Below are 18,586 nucleotides of genomic sequence, written 5' to 3'. Positions count from 1 at the left end.
ATGCCTTACAAGGGAAGTAACAATTAGCAGTTGCTATTTACCTTGTAGGGATATAAGGAGGAATAAATTTGAGTACACAACAACAAATATTAAATATAATTTTGATGATTCCGGCAATTTTAATAGCATTCACTTTTCATGAGTATGCACATGCTATCACTGCAGATAGGTTAGGAGACAAAACCCCTAGATTCCAAGGAAGGCTTACGCTGAATCCAATTGCTCATATAGATCTAATGGGATTTATTTTGATTTTAGTAGTAGGATTTGGGTGGGCAAAACCCGTTGAAACAAATCCCAGTGCCTATAAAAACTATTATAAGGATGATTTAAAAGTTTCAATAGCTGGACCCCTTGCAAACTTGGCCCTAGGTTTTATATTTGCAATTTTATATGTATTACTTGAAAAGTTTCTACCACTGGGTGATGTATATGGCATTATTCTAGCAATAATAGGGAGTATAGGGTCCCTAAACTGTCTATTATTTTTTCTTAATTTAGTGCCAATACCTGGCTTTGATGGATTTCATATAGTTAGGGATTTATATCCAAAGTTTTTTTATAATTTATCAGATTCCATTCTTAGGTATCAATTCCTAATATTTATGCTTCTAATATTGCCTATATTACCTGGTAGAACATCAGTTTTTTATTACATTGTACAAATACCAGGATCCTGGTTATTTTATTTTTTCACAAATATTGTAGGAATAATTTAAAAGAATGGATAGTTTATTATTTATGTGCTCTATATGACCTTAGTCATATAGAAAAAGGTGACTTTCACTACTTATTGGAAAGTCATCTTTTTTTATATAAAAGGTGCGAAGAAGCGGGGACGGTTAACAACTAATTGATTTTTAAAGAAGAAAAAAGGTGGGGACAGGTAACAACTAATTGATTTTTAAAGAAGAAAAAAGGTAGGGACAGGTAACAACTAATTCACATTTAAGGCGGGAAAATTAATAAATAAAAGTATAAAGTTTGTTTAGGACAATTCCTGTGATATAATAATAAAGTGAATTTGAGAAAAATTATGTAGTGATTTTTTTAATATATAAATAAAAGGAGAAAAATATATGCGCCTAAGAAAAAAATATTGGGCTAGGCCAGAGCTTGAGGCTAGTCATATTGTAGTAACAGACCATTATGTTCATAAAGGAAAGTGGGCTAAGCAATTTAAAAATACTAATGAAATACATCTGGAGTTAGGCTGTGGCAAAGGTGGCTTTATATCAGAAAAGTCTAAGCAAAATCAGGATATTAATTTCGTAGGTATAGATTTAAAAGATGAGGTACTGGTGTTTGCCCTTAGAAAAGTTATAGATGTAAGAGAAATAAAAGGGGAAGAAGATTTAAATGTAAGACTTATGCCATTAAACATTATGCTTATTGATGATGTGTTTGCAAAAGATGAGATAAGTAGAATTTATATAAATTTCTGTAATCCTTGGCCAAAAGAAAGACATAACAAAAGAAGATTAACTCATACTAGGTGTTTAACCAATTATAAGAAATTCTTAAAGCCCGGATCTGAAGTTTGGTTCAAAACAGATGATACAGAGTTGTTTGAAGATTCAGTAGGGTATTTCAAAGAATGCGGCTTTGAAATATTATTTTCAACCTATGACTTGCATAATAGCGATTTTAAAGAAAATGTAGTTACTGAATATGAAGCTAAATTTGCAAGGCTTGGTATGAAGGCTATGTTTTTACAGGCTAAACTAATATAGTTATAAACAGAATTGTCCACACTAGAACCATATAATTTGGTTTTAGTGTGGACAATTTTTTTTATGGAGCTGGCTAGGTATAAATCTATCGAAATGAAATAATAAAAACTATTTCAAAAAATAGTAAAGGCAAATGAATTAAAAGAACCATCCTTATATACGAGTTTAAAAGGCTTGAATCCCAAAAGTTTATTGAGTCCTATTGGGGAAATGAAAGTCAAGGTGGCAGACGAAAGTATTACAAGATTACAGAAACTGGTAAGGAGAATTATAAAAAATCACTTTCAGCCTGGAAGATAGCAAGAGATTTAATTGATAAACTCATTGAAAGGGAGGAGTAATATTTATGGATAGTTTAAAAAATCATGTTGATAATATGTTTAAGAAGTACAAAGGAAATAAAAAATAGATGAGTTAAAATATGAGGTTTAAAGTAATCTAGAAGCTAAGGTTAATCTACCCTTAAATAATATAGTAATGTCTTTTGAATTATTTCCAGATAAGCTAACAGCAGATGTGAACTACAAGAATACTATAGAAAATATTAATGAGAATAAGGTGAACAAAGCACTAATTTACAATTCTACTGCTGCCTTTGCACTAATTGATAATCTTGAAGTAATAAATTATAATTTCACTAATTTAACATATAAAGTTTCCCGTTCTGATGTTGAAAAGTGGTATGGTCAAAAATTATCAGGCTTATTAAAGAGTGAGGAATGGAAAAACAAAGTACAGGATAAGCTTTTAGATTATGAATATGTTAATGGTTTTATAAAAGCAGTATTAAAAAGTCTGTAACGTCCTCAGAAGAGGCGGCTGTTTGCTCTTATATTGCTGAAATGGAATACTAAATGTGGTTAAGCTGCATTTAGTATTTTTTCTTGTTTTAAAAAGCAGTTTAGTTATTAGTTTATAGTCGCACAACTGGCATAGTAAGTAGTTTAAGATAATATAATAGTTCAGAACGTATAAATATTAATAGCAAGGAGTTGAGCATTTGGATCAGGAAAATAAAAGAACTTATGATAGCGAGATTGGCTTAATAAAAATTTTGATTATCATCATAGTCTTACTATTGGTCATATATTTTGCACAGAATACAACAGTTATTAAATTTGATTCTGGAGTTATTAATGATTTTTCTACAATTTTTCTTAGTATAATTTTTGAAGGTATACCCTTTATTCTAATAGGAGCATTAGTTTCTTCTATAATTCAGATATTCGTATCAGAGGAAGCAATTGCTAGAATAATTCCTAAAAATAAGTTTGTAGGGGTTTTAATTGCTTCCTTGGTTGGACTTGTTTTTCCAGTATGTGAATGTGCTATTGTGCCTATAACTCGGCGACTTATTAAAAAGGGTGTCCCACTAAGTATTGCGGTTACATTTATGCTATCAGTGCCAATAATGAATCCCGTGGTCTTATTGTCAACACATTATGCGTTCATGGGAATGTCATATATGGTAATATCAAGAGCTATGTTTGGTATGATTGGATCTATAACAATAGGTGTTCTTATAGGGGTAATACATAAAGACAGCCCTTTTAAAGGGCGAGTAGTTAAAAAGCCTAGAGTAAGCATACATAAAGAGGATTGCAATTGTGGACACCATACTATACAGAAGTCTAAAAACACTAATGTTATTAAACATAATCATATCCAGGTAGATAAAAATAATGGTAGCTGTTCTTGTGGACATAGTCATAATCATAGTGATCATAGAAATAAGTTTATAAGAAATATAGAGGAAATAATATCACATACTAGTGCAGAGTTATATGATATAGGTAGATTTTTTATAATGGGAGTTTTCCTATCAACCTGTATGCAAGTTTTCATACCTAAGGAATTTATTTTATCCATAGGTGGGGGTGTTTTATCTTCCATAATAGTAATGATGGTACTCGCTTTTGTATTATCAGTTTGTTCAGAAACAGATGCATTTATAGCTAGAAGTTTTTTAGGCCAGTTTACCGACGGTTCAATTTTAGGATTTTTAATTTTAGGGCCTATGATAGATATAAAAAATACAATTATGCTTTGTGGAAGTTTTAAATTAAGTTTTGTAACAAAATTGATTTTTCTTATAATTACTATTTGTTTTATTTTAGCTGTAATAGCAAATATATTGCCTCCTAGGTCGTTAAGTAATGCTTTAGGTTTAGGAGCTTAAAAAATGAAAGATATCGCGAATATTTTATGTCACTAAGAAAAGTAACCGTTAATAAGTGTTATAAACCCACAAAGAGCTACAAGGAGGATATATTTGAAAAAGAAGTTAAATTTAAATGAATTAATATGGTTTCTTATATTAATGGGCTTCACTTGTTATTTTTACAGGATTATTAACACAAATAAATTAACTTTATTTGTGCACCCCAAAATGGTTAAATACGTGAAGTTTGCATTATATTTTTTTATTGTTTTGGTTATTTTCCAAGGAAAGAATATTTTATCATTTAAAAAAACTAAGAGAGTAAAGCTTGGGTACATGATGTTCTTAATTCCATTGCTTTTAGGATTTCTATTAAAGCCAGTGGGGATCAGTGCTGATACTGCTATAAATAAGGGGTTTTCATTAACCTCGCAATTGAAAATTAATACCCTAAAGCATAAACATAGTGTTTTAGAGGATGGAACAGAGGTATGTGAGCATGATGGTGAGAATACTCATTTTGTTGAAAATACTAATGTTGCTGAAAACAGTAATGTTGCATTAAAAAACCCTATAGAAAGTAACCCACTGTTAAAAGAAAAAACTATAAATATGACGAGTGAAAATTTTATAAATACTTATGAAGAGATATATGGGAGTCCTCACAATTATATTGGTAGATCCATTAATATGAAGGGGTTTATATATAAGCAAAAGGGACTTAATAAAGCAGAATTTATATTGTCTAGAATTGTTGTAAGTTGTTGTGCGGCAGACGCCCAAATAGTTGGCATTTTGTGCGATTATTCCGAAGAAAAAATATTCCCAGAAAGCACATGGGTAAATATTGAGGGAACACTGGGGGAGCGAGATTATAAGGATGCTAAAAGTGGAGAAATTAGTGTAATTCCAATAATTAAAGTGAGTAAAGTAGAAAAATTAGATGTACAGAATAATGATTATATATATAATTAGTAAATTCTATAATTAAAGATAGAACAAAGTACCTTAAATTCTTATTTATTGACAGAATTAATGTAATACTATAAACTTAGATTTGTAGAAATACATAAAATACTGGAATGTTTAATAAATTTAATTTTATAATGTATATTAGAAAAAAATTGAATAAATATTTTTTAGGTGCCTTTTATTAATTATGCCGCTTAAGTGGACTAATCTACGTTAGTAGATAATTAATAAGGTGAAAAGGGAATGTGGTGTGATTCCACAGCAGCCCCCGCTACTGTAATTGACAACGAATTTTTATAACCACCCGTTTTATATAGGGAAGGGATAAGAAAAGAGTGAATCAAGAGTCAGGAGACCTGCCTAGAACATTAATATTAAGCTTTCGGCGGGAAAGAACTTGTAGGATTTAAGTTAGTGCAATGAAGTTTTGTACATAACAGCAGGTGCGTAAGCTTGCTGTTTTTTATTTTGTACAAAAAAGCATATAAGGAGGAATAGTAATGGCTAAAATAATGGTTCAAGGAACAGCTTCATCTGTAGGAAAAAGCATATTAGTAACAGCACTTTGTAGAATTTTTAAACAAGATGGGTTTTCTGTATGCCCTTTTAAGTCACAGAACATGTCGTTAAATTCTTATATTACAATGGATGGAAAAGAAATGGGACGTGCACAGGTGCTTCAAGCTTATGCAGCTGGTCTTGAGCCAGAGGTATATATGAACCCCATTTTATTAAAACCTTCCTCAGATCAAAAGTGCCAAATTGTAGTTAATGGAAAAGTTTTTGGAAATAGTACAGCTATGGAATATCATAATATGAAACTGGAATTTAGAGATATGTTAAAAGAACAGTTTGAAGAATTAGAAAAGAAATTTGAAATTATAGTAATGGAAGGAGCAGGTAGCCCTGCGGAAATTAATTTAAGAGATAGAGATATAGTAAATATGGGAATGGCAGAACTTATAGATGCCCCAGTAATACTTGCTGGAGATATAGATAAGGGCGGAGTATTTGCATCCCTTGCTGGGACTTTGCTTTTACTTAATGAGGAAGAGAAAAAAAGAGTTAAGGGCACTATAATAAATAAATTCAGAGGGGATATAGAAATTTTAAAGCCAGGACTTACAATGCTTGAGGATATTATACATATTCCCTGTTTAGGAGTAGTTCCCTACTTTAGGTTAGATTTAGAAGATGAAGACGGCACAGTAGAATTCAACAAAAAAATCACCGCGCCTATTGATATTGCAGTAATATGGCTGCCACATATATCGAATTTTACAGACGTAGATGCCTTAAAGGCTGAAGAAGATGTTTCAGTTAGATTTGTTACAACTAAAGAAGAATTAGGAAATCCAGACTTACTTATTATACCGGGAACTAAAAATACCATTGAGGATTTAATAACCATAAAAGATTCAGGACTTTCAGAGGCCATTGTGAAATATAGTATGGAAGGTAACATATTAGGCATCTGTGGAGGTTATCAAATGCTAGGAAATAGCTTAAATGATCCCCAAGGTGTAGAAACAAATCTAGAAAAAATAGAGGGTATGAAGCTTTTAGATATAGATACAGTATTCCAAAATGAGAAAATAACTACAAGAGTAAAGGCTCGCAGCATTAATATGAGTACTGAAGTCTATGGTTATGAAATACATATGGGAATTTGTAAGTATGGGCATAAGGCAAAACCACTTTTTGAAATATATGAAAAAAATGGTGAGCATCCTTCCGTGGAAGGTGAATCAGTTTCTTCATTGGACGGAGCAATTAACGAAGGCGGAAGTATTATGGGTACATATATTCATGGGATTTTAGATGGAGTAGAATTTAGGGAATATATATTGAATAAACTAAGAATAAAAAAAGCTATGGAGCCTAAAAAGTCTGTGCCCTATGAAAGCCTAAGGGAAAAAGAAATAGACAAGCTAGCAGATATAGTGAGAGATAGTATAGATATGGAGTCAATCTATAAAATCATGGGAATAGAAAAAAAAGTGGTTGGGACGGTTAACAACTAATTAAACAAAAGTTAAAAAGTTGGGGACAGGTAACAACTAATAGTAATAGAATTAAGTTGAAAATTGGGGACAGTTAACAACTTTATAAAAAATTAAAACATTATAAGATAGTGAGGAATTAAAATGGAAACTCTATTGGCAATGAATGTATTAGATTTAATATTAGCGGTTGCCCTTGATTTACTAATTGGAGACCCGAATTGGTTTCCACATCCGGTGATTTATATAGGAAAGCTTATTTCTAAATTAGATAAGTTAGGGAGAAAGTTATGCAAAACCAATAACCAAATTAAAGCTTTTGGAGCAATTATTGTAGTTGTAGTAGCATCCTCTAGTTTTCTAGTGCCCTTTGTAATTTTGAAGATTTCTAGTGAGTTTTTTTGGTTATACCATATTCTCAATATAATATTGCTTTGGACAACCATAGCTACTAGAGGCCTTCATAAAGAGGGTAAAAAGGTATATGACTCCTTAGCTAAAAATGATATTTGCGATGCAAGGGTTAAATTATCTTATATTGTAGGCAGAGATACTAAGACTCTTAGTGAATATGAAATAGTAAGAGCTGATGTGGAGACCATTGCAGAAAATACAGCGGATGGTGTTATAGCTCCTATTCTCTACGCAATATTGGGTGGAGCGCCTTTAGCTATGATGTATAAGGGTATAAATACTATGGATTCAATGCTTGGATATATGAATGAAAAATATAAATATATTGGATTCTTTCCAGCAAAAACAGATGACCTATTTAATTTTATACCCGCGAGGATAACAGGTTTTTTAATTTGTTTAGCAGCGCCACTGGTTGGAGGAAATATTGATGCCAGTATAAAAGTAATGATAAGAGATAGAAAAAATCATAAAAGCCCTAATTGTGCTTATCCAGAAGGTGCAGCAGCAGGTGCTATGAGAGTTCAATTAGGTGGTACAAATGTATATTTTGGAGAAACAATGTATAAACCCACTATAGGAAACAAAATAAAAGAGTTAGGGAAAGAACATATAGTCGATACAATAAAACTAATGTATGCATCAATGTTTTATTTGGTAATATTATACCTATTATATGTAATAATCGTAAATTAAATATGAAATATTAGTAATAGTGATGTATTTTTGGAGATGATAAAATGATACAACTAATAGGACTAAAGCATGATGTGAAAATAGAAATAAGAGAAAAACTTTCAATTATACCAAAACGTCAAGAAAAGTGTCTAGAGGCTCTTTTAAATATTTGTGAAGAGGCAGTTATTTTAAGTACCTGTAACAGGACAGAAATATATTTTAAATCCAAGGATGAAGATATTATTAGAATTTTTGAAGCGTTAAATTGGGATAAGACTCTAGTAAAGTGTGTATTTAATTATAAGGAAGAAAAGGCCATACAGCACTTAATGGAGGTAGTTTGTGGATTTGATTCACTATTACTTGGTGAGGACCAAATTCTAGGTCAAGTTAGAGACGCTTATGAGGCTGCAAAAGGTTCAAAAACAACTGAAAAGGAACTTCAGAGACTTTTTGAAAATGCTATTGCCTGCGGTAAGGAATTTAGAACTAAATCTAAAATAGGTGATATACCAGTTTCCTCATCATCTATGGTAGTTAAACAGGCAATAAGAGGGGGCCACAAAAATTTTATGATTTTAGGCTATGGAGGGGTAGGTGAATTAACCTCAAAATACATACTAGAAGGGGAAATGGATTTACTATATATTGCTGTTAGAGATACTCAAAAGGTTAATATAGAAGACCCAAGGGTAAAAATAGTACCTTTTAAGGATATACATAAATATTATGAAGAGGTGGATTGTGTTATATCATGTACATCTGCGCCTCATACTGTGGTCCACTTAAAGGAGTTACCTAAAAAGCACTTGTTATTATTTGATTTAGCAGTACCAAGGGATATTGAAGAAATAGTAAGTGAAAATCCTTTATATGAAGTATATGACATAGATAAGCTCAGAGACATTCATGATGATAACTTTAAAAGAAGAGAAGCCTCAATGAATAATAATAGATATATCGTGGATAAATCCGTAAAAGAATATATAGATTGGAAAACTACAAAAGAGCTTTCACTTTTCATAAAAAGGATAAAGCGCAATGGCGAAAATATCTACAAAGAAAGATTAGACACTTTTAAGCACAAGAAAGAGACTAAAGATAATGAAAAATTAGCAGAAATACTTTTGAAGAGTACTTCAAATGCCTACTTAAACAGAGCTATAGAGGTGTTAAAGGAGGAACATTTGAAGGGGAGGTCTAAAGAATGTGTAGACATAATAAGTAGGATTTTTTAATAATAACTTGTGGATAACATCATAATTCAATTAGCTTGGTGTGGATAACTATAGGGAATTATCATTTTTACTACAGTGATATAGTCCATTTTTCTAAAGTAGTATAAAAGTATCAAAATTTAATATTAAGAAAAGAGGAGAATATAATGAAGAATTTAAACATATTTAATGAATCAAAACAATACATGCCTGGTGGAGTTAATAGTCCAGTTAGAGCCTTTAAAGGTTTAGATGTAAATCCTCCAATTATTAAAAAAGGTAAGGGTGTTTACATTTATGATGAAGATGGAAATAAATACATAGATTTTGTTTGTGCCTGGGGCCCAATGATACTTGGACATAGTGATGAGGATGTAGTAAAGGCTATACAAAATACATGCGTTGACGCTATAGCCTTTGGCGCACCTACAGAAATAGAACTAAAACTCGCAAAGCATATTTGCACTACGGTAGATTGTGTAGATATGATTAGAATGGTTAATTCAGGTACGGAAGCAACAATGAGTGCAGTTAAGCTTGCAAGAGGGTACACAGGAAAGGATAAAATAATAAAATTTGCAGGTTGCTACCATGGACATGCCGAAGGATTTCTAGTGGAGGCAGGTTCAGGAGTAATTACCGCAGGGATACCAGGATCTGCAGGTGTTCCAAAGGAAAGCATAATAAACACAATAATAGCAAGTTACAATGATATAGACAGCGTAAAAAAAATATTCGAGAAATATAGCGATGATATTGCCTGCATAATCATTGAGCCAGTAGCAGGAAATATGGGAGTTATCCCTGCTGAAAAAGAATTTCTATTAGAGCTTAGAAATTTATGTGATAAATACAAGAGCCTACTTATTTTTGATGAAGTAATGAGTGGATTTAGAGTAGCTTATAAAGGAGCACAAAGCATTTATGGAATAACTCCTGATTTAATAACTTATGCAAAGATCATGGGAGGTGGACTTCCTTGTGGTGCTTATGGCGGGAAAAAAGAGATAATGGAGCAATTATCGCCTATGGGACCAGTTTATCAAGCAGGTACTATGTCAGGGAATCCTGTGGTAATGGCAGCAGGATACGCAACATTAACTAAGCTTTATAATAACCCTAACTTGTATGAACACATGGAGAAGCTTTCTGAAGAACTTCAAAAGGGACTACTAGAAATCGCAAAAGAAAAAGGAATACCAATGGTAGTTAATAGATGTGGTTCCATGATTACGCCTTTCTTTACGAAAAAGAAAGAGGTTACAAATTTTGAAGATGCTAAAACTTGTGACGCTAAGCTATTTGCAAGATACTTTAGACATATGATAAAAAGTGGAATAAATATTGCACCTTCTCAATTTGAGGCAACATTCTTATGTGTTAAGCATACGAAAGAGGATATTGAGAGATTCTTAGAAGCATTTAAGAGTTTCAAATATTAAATAAATAACTGGGGACGGTTAACAACTTTTTGACTTAATTTTGCTAAAAGTAAATTACTTCTTAACTGTCCCCACGAATTCCCCGTGAATTAAAGTGAATTAGTTGTTAACCGTCCCCACCATTTCACCATTTAAAATTAAACCCCCCCCTATTATTTCAAATGAAAATCATCTTGAAATAATAGGGGGGTTTACATTTTTATTTCTATTTTGAAGTCAAATATCCTTCAGCCATTAAAAGTTCAGCTGTAAGTACTGCACCACCGGCTGCACCACGTAGAGTATTATGAGATAGGCAAACAAATTTATAGTCAAATAAGCTATCTTCTCGGAGTCTTCCAATTGCTATGCCCATACCTTTTTCAATATTTCTATCTAGACCAGTTTGTGGTCTATCATTTTCCTCAAAGTAAGTTAAAAATTGTTCAGGTGCATTTGGGAGTTTTAAAAGTTGAGGTTTACCCTTAAAACTCGCCCAATGCTGCAAAATAGTTTCTTTGGATGGTTTATCTTCAAAGGAAACAAACACTGCAGCTAAGTGACCGTCTGATACAGGAACACGTATGCATTGAGTTGATATTATAGGTTCCGTAGCATTAACTACGCTATCATTTTCTAAATGGCCCCAAATTTTTAGAGGCTCCTGCTCACTTTTTTCTTCTTCTCCACCTATATAGGGTATAACATTATCATTTATTTCTGGCCAGTCAGAAAATATCTTCCCAGAGCCGGATATAGCTTGATAGGTACAAACTAATATTTTTTTAGGTTTATATTGCATAAGTGCACTTATAGCAGGCACATAACTTTGAATTGAGCAGTTTGGTTTAGCAACAATAAAGCCTTTTTTAGTTCCTAAACGCCTGCGTTGAGCCACAATTAATTCAAAATGGTCAGCATTTATTTCTGGAATGACCATTGGAACATCCGATGTATGGCGATGTGCAGAGTTATTTGAAATTACAGGAGTTTCAGCTTTTGCATATTTTTCTTCAATTTCTCTAATTTCATTTGCAGGCATGTTAACAGCGCAGAATACAAAATCTACTTCACTGCTTATTAAATCTACTTGATCTATATTTTTTATTACTATATTTTTAACACTGGCTGGCATTGGCACGTCTAATTTCCATCTATTATTTACAGCTTCAAAATAAGTTTTACCCACAGAGTTCGCACTAGCAGCAATAACTGCTATTTCAAAATAAGGGTGATCTGCTAGTAGTGTAACTAGACGTTGACCAACAAAACCAGTTCCACCTAATAAACCAACTTTTAATTTTTTGTCCATCCTATTGATCCCTCCATTTTCTAATGATGTACATTTGTGATAAAATATAAATGCTATAATTATATATATTCAAATCCACATTATAAAGTTAATAGTAATAATAATAAATATAAAATCATATAAAGATTACTATTATAAATGATTATAATGTTAAAAAGTATATACTTCAAGTAAAAAGTTGTATAGAATAGATATGTACAAAAATTTATGTCTTGACAATGAGGCCATAAGATATATAATTTTTTTAGAAGATGTCTAAGAGAAATGGGGAATAGAGTTGACTAAGAATGATAAAAATAAGATAAAGCTATATGGATTTAACAACCTAACAAAATCATTAAGTTTTAATATTTATGATATTTGCTATACAAGGACAGAAGAAGACCGTAAAAAATATATAGAGTATATTGATGAACAATATAATGCTGAGAGGTTAACAAAAATTCTCACTGATGTTACTGGAATAATAGGCGCTAGTGTATTAAATATTGCGAAGCAAGATTATGATCCCCAAGGAGCAAGCGTAACCTTACTTATTTCAGAGGAAGAAATTCCACTATATATGGTAGATCCTTCTTGTAATAGAGGAATTCTAACTCCAATACGTGAGAATATTGTGGCCCATTTAGATAAAAGCCATGTAACGGTACATACTTATCCGGAAAGCCATCCTCAAAATAATATAAGCACCTTTAGAGTTGATATAGATGTAGCAACGTGTGGAACTATCTCCCCATTAAAAGCTCTAAATTACTTAATAGGTAGCTTTGATTCAGATATTATCACCATTGACTATAGGGTACGCGGTTTTACTAGAGACATGGATGGTAAAAAACATTTTATAGATCATGAAATTAATTCTATACAAAATTATATAGCCAGTGAAACTATAAATAGATATAACTTAATTGACATGAATATATATCAATCTAATATATTTCATACAAAAATGATATTAAACGATTTTGAGCTTGATAATTATTTATTTGAGATTACAGAAAAAGATTTAAATAATGATGAAAAATGTGATATTATAAAGAAATTAAAAAAAGAAATGGTGGAAATATTTTATGGTATGGACATTTCTAATGGGTGATTTTATTAAAGTTCACTAAAATAGCTTAATAACGACTTCAATAGGAGAATAATAATCCCACTGAAGTTTTATTTTTTGATATAATAGATACCACTACCTCATGAAATTTATAATGTAGTGGCTCTTACTTAAATAGCATACATCCCATACAATAATATTAAGAAAATAAATTTAGGGGTGATTGTATGAAGGTAGGAGTTATAATGGGTGGAATATCAGCAGAAAAAGAAGTATCTTTGCAGACGGGAAAACAGATTATTGAAAACTTAGATAGTGATAAATATGAGGTTGTACCTATATCAATAAATAATAAATATGAATTTATAGCTGCTGCGAAATCACTACAGTTTGCATTTATTGCACTTCATGGAAAATTCGGTGAGGATGGAAGAATTCAAGCCATACTAGAAAGCCTAGGGGTACCTTTTTCTGGCTGTGGTGTTTTAGCTAGTGCATTATGCATGGATAAAAATATAAGCAAAAAATTGTTTGTATCAGAAGGAATAAAAACTGCAAAGTGGATAATAGTAAAAGACGAAAATAAAATTGATTATAGTGTAATAGAAAATATGGGATATCCTCTAATTGTAAAACCTAATAGTGGTGGCTCAAGTATTGGAACTATATTGGCATATTCAAGGCTAGAGCTTAAAGATGGGGTTTGCGAAGCTTTAAAATATGATGATGAAATTATAATTGAAGAATATATAAAAGGTGAAGAAATAACCTGCCCAATATTAAATGGCGAATTACTTCCTGTAATATCTATAAATCCTAAATCAGAATTATTTAATTATAGCTCAAAATATGACAATGATGGTGCAGAAGAAAAAATTATTGAATTGCCTAGAATCATAAGGGAGAAAGTTGAGGAAATATCCTTGAAATGCTGGAATACATTTAAACTAAAGGTGTATGCTAGGATTGATATGATAATAAAGGATGAAGAGGTATATGTGCTTGAGATAAATACTCTCCCAGGTATGACCCCAAATAGCCTTTTTCCCAAAAGTGCTCAGGCTTATGGACTAAATTTTAGTCAACTTTTAGATAAAATAATTCAGTACTCTTTGATTGAATAAGAAGATTTCTGGTAATAACAAATTTTCTGGTAATAATGATGGTATTATTGCCCTATAGTATTAAGAGATTAAATTATATCTTTATAGATGGAAGGTGCACTAATGTTTTTTGATATTAAGCTTAACAAACATGAGCCTATTTATATTCAGGTTTACAATTATATGAAGGAAATGATTGAAGATGGCATGCTTCCACAAGGAAGCAAGCTACCTTCAACAAGAGAGATGGCGTCTCTTATGAAGCGAAGCCGAACTACTATAATGAGAGCCTATGAGCTTCTTTGCGATTATAATTTGACCTACACTATAGATGGCACCGGCACCTTTGTCTCTAAGAGAGATGCAAATAAGAATAAAGAATGGAATATCAAATGGGAAAATAATGTTAATAGCTATGCAAGTTGTGCTGAAAAACTAGATATTATGAATCATGAAAAATTATATAAAAAAGGTATGATTTCTTTTAAAACTATAGCACCGGATGAAAGTTTATTTGATATAGAAGAATTTAAAAGAGCTTTCCTAAATATAATTTCTAATGAGGGTGGCAAAATCCTTAATTACGGATATGCAAAGGGATATAAACCATTAATTAATTTTCTGCTAGAGTATATGAGACAAAAGGGAGTTAGCACAACTAATAAAAGTATCTTAATAACTAACGGATTCACCGAAGGCTTTGATATAGTTTTATCCTCAATTACTGAAAGTGGGGACAAAATAATATGTGAAAACCCTACTCATAATACAGCAATAAAATTAATGAAGCTTCATGAACTAGATATAATAGGCATTGAGGTTGATAAAGAGGGAATAAACTCAAATAAATTAAAAGAAGTACTTAAAAGCCCGGATATAAAAGCTGCGTATCTAGTTCCATCTTATCATAATCCTACTGGAATGGTGATGCCTTATAAAAAAAGAGAAGATATCTATAAATTACTAAAGGCGAAGGGCATACCAATAATTGAAGATGGATTTAACGAGGAGCTTCAGCATTTAGGCACACATATTGCACCTATAGTAGCCATTAGTGGCGAGGAGAACTCAGTGATCTATATAGGAAGTTTATCAAAAATCCTTTTTCCGGGAATAAGGATAGGATGGATTTTTGCTGATGAAAAACTCATAGATGTGCTCGAAAGTGTAAAGAGAAGCAGAAACATTCACACCTCATCATTAGATCAAGCAATTCTATATGAATATATGAAAAGTGGAAGTTTTGAAAGATACGTAAAAAAAGCAAGAAACATATATAAAGAAAAGTATGAGTTAATTACAAGATTATCTAAAGAATACATACCACATAAATATATATTAGGTGATGGCGGGCTTTATATATTTATAAAATTAGATGATATTAACGCAAGAGAATTATTAGAAAGATGTTACACGCGAGAGGTTATATTCGCTCCAGGAGATATATTTTATACTGATGATAGCGGAGACGACACTATAAGATTAGGCTTCTCTAGGTTATCCATGGAAGATATAGAAAGCGGTATAAGGATAATTGGAGAAGAAGCAGAGAAATGCTATAAATTTTTGCCTTTTCTATAGTAGCCATCCATGACATCTTTTGGTACTAAACTTCCACCAGTAGCCCAAGCAATGTGTGTAGCCTGAGTCATCTTATGAGTTAAATTATGGGTCGCTAAATATTCTGTAGCAGATTCATCCGCAAATAGATTAGCAGCTCCTATAATTCCTGCACAAGCAGAGGGTTCTAAATATATATCCTCTGAATCTATTAAAGCGCTTAAAAGCATATATAAAATATTATCCTCCACAGTATAAACACCACTTAATAGATTTTGCATAGTTCTTGCTACAAACCCAGAAGGAGTTCCAACAGCAAGCCCATCTGCCTGCGTAATATTATCAATGCCAAAATCTTGAACAGATATTTTTTCATATTGCTCTGTCATGAGGCCCAGTAGCATGCAAGGTGAATGTGTAGGCTCTGCAAAAAAGCAGTGTACATTATCTTTAAATAATAATTTTAGTCCAAAGGCAACACCACCAGGACCACCACCTACACCACAAGGCAGGTATACAAAAAGAGGATGATCACTATCTACAATAACGTTCATATCTTCTAGCTGTTTCTTTAGTCTAAAAGCCGCCGTGCTATATCCTAAAAATAAATTGGTTGAATTTTCATCATCCACAAAATAACTCATAGGATCCTTATCAGAAATCGCTCTACCCTTGGAAACCGCAACACTATAATCAGATTGATATTCAATAACTGTAACTCCCACACTTCGGAGTAAATCTTTTTTCCACTGCTTTGCATCTGATGACATATGTACAATCACCTTAAACCCAATTTTTGCACTCATTATTCCGATACTAAGACCCAAATTTCCAGTAGAACCTACTTGAATAGTGTATTTACTAAAAAACATACTGAACTGCCCACCCGCCATAATTGAATAATCATCTTCTAATTTAATTAAATCATACTGTAGTGCCAAGTCCTCTGTATGCTTTAATACCTCGTAGATTCCACCGCGAGCTTTAATAGAACCAGCTATAGGAAGATGACTATCGCATTTTAATAACAAAACACCCGGGATTTTTACATTAAATAAATTCTCAATATTGCTTTGCATATTTGAAACCCTATATATTGGAGATTCAATAAGGCCACCTTGTGCTTTAGTTTCAGGAAATAATTTGGAGATAAGTGGTGCAAAGCGAGTTAATCTATTTTCTGCATCTTTTACATGATCTTCATTCAAAGAAATCTTTTTTATTGCCACGTCGAAATCTTCTAATTTAGGATTTACCCAAAATACTTCACTAGTATGTATAATATTTTTGAGAAGTGGAAACTCATGTATGCACTCATCAATAGTTTTTTCACCAGGTAGTTTATTTATCATTTTAACACCCCTATTGTAAAATATATTTACTTAAACAAGATATATTGATTCCATTTGACCAATTAAAACTTAATGCTACTATGTACTCTTATTATAAATTATAACGTATTGAGGGTGGCTGTGCTAGTAACATTTTTGGTTTATAATTTTACAAAAAGTGCAGAAAAATATTGTTAAAATATGTAGAAAAGATGGTCTAATTCAAATTAACTGAAAAAAATAAAAACTTACTATTATTTAATCGTTTTTTAATAATTATATGTTATAATTTTAAATATATTATTGAAAATATTCTAACAAATGATACAAAAACAAGAATATTTTTCATTATTTAAATTTTAAAGTATGTAGATATTTATTTATTTATATTATAGGGTTTTAAATTTTAATTATTAAAAGCTAATGTATATTTGTGCAATAACGGAGGTTTAGAGAGGAGAGAACTAGCATGTTAAAAAAAGAAATGATAGCTATGATACTCGCAGGAGGTCAAGGGTCAAGACTTAAACAATTAACGAAAATGATAGCAAAGCCAGCAGTTCCCTTTGGAGGAAAGTATAGAATTATTGATTTTTCTTTAAGTAATTGTTCTAATTCTAATATAGACACCGTAGGAGTTCTTACTCAATACCAACCATTAGCACTAAACTCTCACATAGGAATAGGCGCACCGTGGGATTTAGACAGAAGAAATGGTGGTGTAAGTATGCTTGCCCCTTACCAAAGTGAAGATGGGGGTAATTGGTATAATGGTACAGCCGATGCTATTTATCAAAATACAAATTACATTGATAGCTATGATCCAGAATATGTGCTTATTTTATCAGGAGACCATATTTATAAAATGGATTATTCCAAAATGCTAGATTATCACAAAGAAAAAGCCGCAGATGTTACTATTGCTGTACTAGAGGTTTCTCTAGAGGAAGCTAGTAGATTTGGAATGATGAACACTCGGGAAGATGATACTATATATGAATTTGAGGAAAAACCAGTAAAGCCAAAAAGTAATTTAGCATCCATGGGAGTTTACATTTTTAATTGGGCTGTTCTTAAACAGCTTTTAAAAGAGGACAACCTTGATAAAAATTCCGATAATGACTTTGGAAAAAATATAATACCAAAAATGATAAAAAAGAATCAGAAGCTATATGCGTATCCCTTCAAAGGATATTGGAGAGATGTTGGTACTATTGAAAGCTTTTGGGAAGCTAATATGGATTTGTTGTCTGAAGACAATGATTTGAATATACATGATACTAAATGGAAAATATATACTATTAATCCTATGTTGCCACCTCAATATATTGGACCTGAGGCTAAGATAAGCAATGCAATGGTAAATGAAGGCTGTACTGTTTTTGGAGAGGTAAATAATTGTGTCCTTTTCCAAGGGGTGCATATAGGCAAAAATACGAAAATAACAAATTCAGTTATTTTGCCAAACACTAAAATAGGAAATAATGTGGTTATTGATAAAGCGATTATAGGAAGCGATGTTACCATAAGGCGCAATTCACATATTGGCAATGGCGAAGATATTATTGTTATAGAGCAAGGAAAAGACATTAAGGTCGATTCGAGAATATCAGCTAAATTATAAATT

General features: G+C 31.8%; 15 protein-coding genes, 1 pseudogene and 1 riboswitch. Of the genes and pseudogenes, 14 read left to right on the top strand and 2 right to left on the bottom strand.

The genetic code is table 11. From position 1 onward, the window contains the following. The first annotated feature begins 68 nt into the window (after positions 1 to 68). From KPL50_RS08245 to hemL, 10 genes and pseudogenes are all read left to right on the top strand, one after another. Positions 69 to 719: a site-2 protease family protein gene (locus KPL50_RS08245; protein WP_375372907.1), complete on the top strand. Its 651-nt coding sequence runs from the start codon at positions 69 to 71 to the stop codon at positions 717 to 719. Positions 720 to 1,079: 360 nt separating this feature from the next. Continuing rightward, positions 1,080 to 1,733, top strand: a complete 654-nt coding sequence (gene trmB, locus KPL50_RS08240; RefSeq protein ID WP_216297985.1) for a tRNA (guanosine(46)-N7)-methyltransferase TrmB — start codon at positions 1,080 to 1,082, stop codon at positions 1,731 to 1,733. A 137-nt stretch (positions 1,734 to 1,870) separates the two neighbouring features. Beyond that, complete coding sequence (locus tag KPL50_RS27845; protein ID WP_216298025.1) at positions 1,871 to 2,074, top strand: helix-turn-helix transcriptional regulator; 204 nt, start codon at positions 1,871 to 1,873, stop codon at positions 2,072 to 2,074. 124 nt (positions 2,075 to 2,198) lie between these two features. Continuing rightward, positions 2,199 to 2,534, top strand: a pseudogene (locus KPL50_RS08230) (DUF4825 domain-containing protein); the annotation flags it as partial. Positions 2,535 to 2,733: 199 nt separating this feature from the next. Beyond that, positions 2,734 to 3,912 (top strand): permease, encoded by a 1,179-nt coding sequence (locus KPL50_RS08225; protein WP_216297983.1) that lies wholly within the window; start codon positions 2,734 to 2,736, stop codon positions 3,910 to 3,912. Between the two features lie 93 nt (positions 3,913 to 4,005). Further along, positions 4,006 to 4,869, top strand: coding sequence for a TIGR03943 family putative permease subunit (locus KPL50_RS08220; protein WP_216297982.1), 864 nt, complete (start codon positions 4,006 to 4,008; stop codon positions 4,867 to 4,869). 190 nt (positions 4,870 to 5,059) lie between these two features. Continuing rightward, a riboswitch (cobalamin riboswitch) is annotated at positions 5,060 to 5,245 on the top strand. 121 nt (positions 5,246 to 5,366) lie between these two features. Next, positions 5,367 to 6,890, top strand: coding sequence for a cobyric acid synthase (locus KPL50_RS08215; protein ID WP_216297981.1), 1,524 nt, complete (start codon positions 5,367 to 5,369; stop codon positions 6,888 to 6,890). Between the two features lie 123 nt (positions 6,891 to 7,013). Continuing rightward, on the top strand, positions 7,014 to 7,979 hold the full coding sequence (gene cbiB / locus KPL50_RS08210) for an adenosylcobinamide-phosphate synthase CbiB (RefSeq protein ID WP_216297980.1): 966 nt from the start codon (positions 7,014 to 7,016) through the stop codon (positions 7,977 to 7,979). A 44-nt stretch (positions 7,980 to 8,023) separates the two neighbouring features. Next, positions 8,024 to 9,199 carry a glutamyl-tRNA reductase gene (hemA, locus tag KPL50_RS08205; RefSeq protein ID WP_216297979.1) on the top strand — a complete coding sequence of 392 codons (1,176 nt, stop codon included), beginning with the start codon at positions 8,024 to 8,026 and terminating at the stop codon, positions 9,197 to 9,199. 146 nt (positions 9,200 to 9,345) lie between these two features. Further along, entirely contained in the window at positions 9,346 to 10,620 is a 1,275-nt protein-coding gene (gene hemL / locus KPL50_RS08200; RefSeq protein WP_216297978.1) for a glutamate-1-semialdehyde 2,1-aminomutase, read from the top strand. A gap of 205 nt (positions 10,621 to 10,825) precedes the next feature. Here hemL and asd read toward each other — a convergent pair whose 3' ends face one another. Further along, positions 10,826 to 11,911 carry an aspartate-semialdehyde dehydrogenase gene (gene asd, locus KPL50_RS08195; protein ID WP_216297977.1) on the bottom strand — a complete coding sequence of 362 codons (1,086 nt, stop codon included), beginning with the start codon at positions 11,909 to 11,911 and terminating at the stop codon, positions 10,826 to 10,828. A 277-nt stretch (positions 11,912 to 12,188) separates the two neighbouring features. Here asd and speD point away from each other — a divergent pair, with 277 nt between their 5' ends. The 3 genes from speD to KPL50_RS08180 all read left to right on the top strand — a co-directional run bounded on the left by speD (position 12,189) and on the right by KPL50_RS08180 (position 15,649). Continuing rightward, the gene (gene speD, locus KPL50_RS08190) at positions 12,189 to 13,007 is read left to right on the top strand and encodes an adenosylmethionine decarboxylase (protein WP_216297976.1); all 819 of its coding nucleotides are present in this window, start codon (positions 12,189 to 12,191) and stop codon (positions 13,005 to 13,007) included. A 185-nt stretch (positions 13,008 to 13,192) separates the two neighbouring features. After that, the gene (locus KPL50_RS08185; RefSeq protein WP_216297975.1) at positions 13,193 to 14,089 is read left to right on the top strand and encodes a D-alanine--D-alanine ligase; all 897 of its coding nucleotides are present in this window, start codon (positions 13,193 to 13,195) and stop codon (positions 14,087 to 14,089) included. Between the two features lie 102 nt (positions 14,090 to 14,191). Beyond that, positions 14,192 to 15,649 carry a PLP-dependent aminotransferase family protein gene (locus tag KPL50_RS08180; RefSeq protein ID WP_216297974.1) on the top strand — a complete coding sequence of 486 codons (1,458 nt, stop codon included), beginning with the start codon at positions 14,192 to 14,194 and terminating at the stop codon, positions 15,647 to 15,649. Here the strand turns inward: KPL50_RS08180 and KPL50_RS08175 are convergent. Next, positions 15,625 to 16,980, bottom strand: coding sequence for a D-serine ammonia-lyase (locus tag KPL50_RS08175; protein ID WP_216297973.1), 1,356 nt, complete (start codon positions 16,978 to 16,980; stop codon positions 15,625 to 15,627). The two genes, KPL50_RS08180 and KPL50_RS08175, sit on opposite strands and share 25 nt — an antisense overlap. A gap of 448 nt (positions 16,981 to 17,428) precedes the next feature. On the opposite strand from KPL50_RS08175, the gene KPL50_RS08170 reads away from it, so the two are divergent. Beyond that, positions 17,429 to 18,583, top strand: coding sequence for a glucose-1-phosphate adenylyltransferase (locus KPL50_RS08170; RefSeq protein ID WP_216297972.1), 1,155 nt, complete (start codon positions 17,429 to 17,431; stop codon positions 18,581 to 18,583). The last annotated feature ends 3 nt before the right edge of the window (positions 18,584 to 18,586 follow it).

It is taken from the genome of Clostridium sp. CF012, from assembly GCF_018861755.1.
GTDB lineage: Bacteria > Bacillota > Clostridia > Clostridiales > Clostridiaceae > Clostridium_AD.
This window is presented reverse-complemented; position numbering and strand designations above follow the sequence as displayed.